This is a genomic window from Micromonospora sp. NPDC049523 (assembly GCF_040676775.1).
Lineage (GTDB): Bacteria > Actinomycetota > Actinomycetes > Mycobacteriales > Micromonosporaceae > Micromonospora_G.
The window spans coordinates 1-4,895 of sequence record NZ_JBFAPP010000053.1 but is presented as its reverse complement, the minus strand read 5'-3'; the positions used below and the strand labels follow the sequence as shown (position 1 = coordinate 4,895).

At 72.8% G+C, this 4,895-nt stretch carries 1 protein-coding gene; it reads left to right on the top strand.

What is annotated here, in order from left to right:
• Positions 1-3 precede the first annotated feature (3 nt).
• On the top strand, positions 4-4,895 hold a 4,892-nt coding region (locus AB0J90_RS35575), incomplete at its 3' end, for an SDR family NAD(P)-dependent oxidoreductase (protein ID WP_363603492.1).

Here is a 4,895-nt window from a genome sequence, read left to right as displayed (position 1 = left end):
GAGGTGTTGGCGGTTGTTGAGGTGTTGCGGGGGCGGGGGGTTCGGTCGCGGCGGTTGGCGGTGTCGCATGGTTTTCATTCGCCGTTGATGGAGCCGATGCTGGACGAGTACCGAGCCGTCGTGTCGTCACTTACCCTCCGGCCACCGACCATCCCGATCATCTCGACGGTCACCGGCGACCTGATGCCGGACGAACGGTGGACCGATCCGCAGTACTGGGTGGACCAGGTCCGCCAGCCCGTACGGTTCGCCGACGCGGTGCGTACCGCGCGCCGGCTGGGCGCCCACACCTTGCTGGAGGTGGGACCGGACGCGGTCCTGACCGGACTGGTGGCGGCTGGCGAAGCCGATGCCGGGGAGGATGCCCGGACGCTGGTCGCCGTACCGATGCTGCGGGCAGACCGGCCCGAGCCGGCCACCGCGGTCACCGCCCTGGCCACCCTGCACAGCCGGGGTGTCCGGGTGGACTGGGACGCCTTCCTCGCCGACTCCGGCGCCCGTCGGATCGACCTGCCGACCTACGCCTTCCAGGACCGCCGCCACTGGTTGCGCGCCTCGGCCGCCCCCGGTGACGTCACCGCGGCGGGTCTGCGGGCCGGTGGACATCCGCTGCTCGGCGCCTCGGTCGCGGTCGCCGACGGCGGCTCGACCCTGCTGACCGGTCGCCTGTCGGTGGAGCAGCAGCCCTGGCTGGGCGACCACCGGGTGCACGGCACGGTCGTGGTCCCGGCCACGGCGCTGGTCGAACTCCTGGTCTGCGCCGGCCGGCAACTCGGCTGCGACCGGCTGGCGGAGTTCGTCCTCACCACACCGCTGGTGCTACCCGAACGCGGGGCGCTCGAACTGCAACTCGTGATCAGCGAGACCGGCGACGACGGACAGCGCACGGTCGGGGTGTACGCCAGGGGCGACGCGACCTCGGGGGACCAACGCTGGACAAGGCATGGCGAGGGCGTGCTGGCACCAGACTCCGCCGGGCCCGCCCCGATCATCGACGACCTGCTGGTGTGGCCACCCGACGAGGCAACCGAAATCGACCTGGACGGCTGCTACCAGCGCCTGGTCGAGTACGGCTACGCGTACGGTCCGTGGTTCCAGGGCCTGCGGCGGGCGTGGCGACGAGGCGACGAACTCTTCGCCGAGGTGGCACTCCCCGAGGAGGTGGGCGGCGAATCGGGCCGGTTCACCCTGCACCCGGCACTCTTCGACGCCGCCCTGCACCCGCTGCTGCCGGAGGTGACCGGTCCGGACCGTACGCCCGTACTACCCTTCTCGTTCTCCGGCGTACGGCTGCTCGGCGCGGCGGCTGGCACGCTCCGGGTCCGGGTCGCGCCGACCGGTGCCGACTCGGTCACCCTGCTGCTCGCCGACGGGCTGGGTTCGGTGGTGGCCGAGGTCCGCGAACTCGCACTCCGACCGCTGTCGCGCGACCTTGGCCGCGCTCCCGGTGACGGCGCCCGGGACCGGATGTTCGAACTGGACTGGCAGCGTCTGGAGCCGGTGGCGCCGATCGGGTCGGTGGCCACCGGCCCGGGCAACTGGGCGGTGCTGGGTGACGAGGCACTGCTGGCGGGGGTGCCCGCGTACCCGGATCTGGCGGCGCTGGCCGCCGCCCTCGACCGTGGGGACGCGGTGCCGGAGGTGGTTCTCACCTCGGCGGCCCTCCCATCCGACGAGTCCGTGGACCAGCCCGAGGCGACCCGGTCGGCGATCCACCGGATGCTCGCCCTGTCGCGCGACTGGCTGGCGCAGGAACGGTTGGCCGGGGCCCGGCTGGTGGTGCTCACCAGGGGAGCCGTTGCCGCCGAGCCGGAGGTCACCGACCTGACCGGCGCCGCGGTCTGGGGCCTGCTGCGTACCGCCCAGACCGAGGCGCCCGGCCGGTTCGTGCTGGCCGACGTGGGCTCCGACGAGCGGAGCATCGACGCCCTCGGGGCCGCGGTGGGGACCGACGAGCCGCAGGTCCTGATCCGGGACGGTGTGGTGTTCCTGCCCCGGCTGGTACCGGCCCGGCCGGCGGAGACGATCCCGGCACCGCGTTGGGACCAGGGGACGGTGCTGATCACCGGTGCCACCGGGGCACTCGGTGCGTTGGTCGCCCGCCGCTTGGTGGCCGAGCACGGCGCCCAGCACCTGCTGCTGCTCAGCCGCAGCGGATCGGCCGCAGCCGGGGCGGACGAGCTGGCCGACGAACTCACCGCGGCCGGCGCACGAGTCACCCTGGCCGCCTGCGACGTGACCGACCGTGAGTCACTGGCCGCGGCGATCGCCGCCGTCCCGGCGGCGTACCCGCTCACGGCGGTCGTGCACGCCGCCGGGGTGACCCGGGACGGGGTGCTCGGGTCACTGACGCCGGACCAGGTCGACCAGGTGACCCGGCCGAAGATCGACGCCGCCTGGCACCTGCACACGCTCACCAGCGGGCACGATCTCTCGGCGTTCGTGCTGTTCTCGTCCCTCGCCGGCCTGCTCGGGACGGCCGGGCAGGCCAACTACGCGGCCGGCAACGCGTACCTCGACGCCCTGGCGCGGCACCGGCGGGCACAGGGCCGACCCGCCATCTGTCTGGCCTGGGGACTCTGGGACACCGAGAGTGCACTCTCCGGCGCACTGGGTGCGGTCGACCGGCGACGGATCGCCCGGATCGGACTGCTGCCGCTCTCCGCCGAGGAGGGTCTGGCCGCCTTCGACGCGGCGCACACCCTGGCCGGGCCGGTGCTCGCGGTCACCGGCGTGGACCGGGGTGCGCTGCGCGCCGCGGGTGCCGACGCGCCCGCGCTGCTGCGCGCCCTGGTACCGGCCCCCCGGGCGGTCGACCGCCCGGCGAACACGGGGCCGGCGGACCTGGCCCGCCGGCTGGCCTCGCTGCCCGCCGCGGCCCGCGACCGCGTCCTCGTCGATCTGGTACGCGCCCAGGTGGCCGACGTCCTCGGCCACGCCGACCCGAGCGGCATCGAACCCGAACGGGCCTTCCTGGGTCTCGGGTTCGACTCGCTGACCTCCGTGGAACTACGTAACCGGCTGGCCGCCGTGACCGCGCTGTCACTGCCCACCACGCTGGTCTTCGACCACCCGACTCCGGCCGCGTTGGCCGGCAGACTCGCCACCCTCCTCACCGCCGAGTGGTCCACCGTCGAGCCTGCCCCCGTGGCGCCCACCGAGGTGGGCGTGGCCGACGACGACGATCCGGTGGTGATCGTGGGTATGGCGTGTCGTTTTCCGGGTGGGGTGCGGTCGGCGGATGACTTGTGGCGGTTGGTGTCGGAGGGGGTGGATGCGGTTGGTCCGTTTCCGGTGAATCGGGGTTGGGATGTGGATGGGTTGTATGACCCGGATCCGGATCGGGTGGGTAGGTCGTATACGCGGCATGGTGGGTTTTTGCATGATGCGGATCTTTTTGATGCTGATTTTTTTGGGATGTCTCCTCGGGAGGCGGTGGCGACGGATCCGCAGCAGCGGTTGTTGTTGGAGACGGCGTGGGAGGTGTTCGAGCATGCGGGGATCGATCCGGGGTCGTTGCGTGGTAGTCGTACCGGTGTCTTCACCGGGGTGATGTACCACGACTACGGTTCCGCCACCGGGGTCGTGCCGCAGGAGCTAGAGGGGTACTTGGCCAGCGGTAACGCGGGCAGCGTCGCCTCGGGACGGATCGCGTACTCGTTCGGGCTGGAGGGGCCGGCGATCACGGTGGACACCGCCTGCTCGTCGTCGCTGGTGTCCCTGCACCTCGCCGCGCAGGCGCTGCGTCAGGGCGAGTGCGACCTCGCCCTGGCCGGCGGGGTGACCGTGATGTCCACACCCACCGCCTTCGTGGAATTCTCCCGTCAGCGCGGCCTCGCGCCGGACGGGCGGTGCAAGCCCTTCTCCGCCGATGCCGACGGCACCGGCTGGTCCGAGGGGGTCGGCCTGCTGCTGGTCGAGCGGCTGTCCACCGCCCGCCGCCTCGGCCACCAGGTGCTGGTCGTGGTGCGGGGCTCGGCGGTCAACTCCGACGGTGCGTCGAACGGGCTCACCGCGCCGAGCGGCCCGGCCCAGGAACGGGTCATCCGGCAGGCCCTGGCGCAGGCCCGCCTCGCCCCGGCGGAGGTGGACGTGGTCGAGGCGCACGGCACGGGTACCACGCTCGGCGACCCGATCGAGGCCCGCGCGCTGCTGGCCACGTACGGCCAGGACCGTCCTGCCGGGCGACCGCTCTGGTTGGGCTCGCTGAAGTCCAACATTGGGCACACCCAGGCAGCGGCCGGTGCAGGTGGTGTGATCAAGATGGTCCAGGCCATCCGGTACGGGATCCTCCCGGCCACGCTGCACGCCAGCGAGCCGTCGTCGCACGTGGACTGGACGGGGCGGACCGTCGCGCTGCTCAGCGAGGCCCGACCGTGGCCCGGGACCGGGCGCCCCCGCCGCGCGGCCGTCTCCTCGTTCGGCATCAGTGGCACCAACGCGCACGTGATCCTCGAACAGCCGCCGGTGGAACAGCACGACACACCTGCCGTGGACGGCGAATCGGAGGGCGAGAGCGGACCGGAGCCTGGCACCGCCCCGGGGGCGGAGGACGACGTTCCGGTTCCGGTGGTGGTGTCCGCCCGTACGCCTGCGGCGCTGCGTGACCAACTCGACCGCCTGCGCGTCCGGATCGGACAGGACCCGGCGGTCACCGCCCGGGATGTCTCCTTCTCCCTGGCCACGGGTCGGGCCCTGCTGGGAACCCAGGCGCTGGTGGTCGCCCAGGACCAGCCGTCGTTGCTCCGCGGGCTCGGCGACGCTGTCGTGCTGCCCCGTGCCCGCCAGGGCGCCACCGGGTTCATGTTTACGGGTCAGGGGTCGCAGCGGGTGGGGATGGGGTTGGGGTTGGGGGTGTTTCCGGGTTTTGCGGGGGTTTTTGGTGAGGTGTGTGG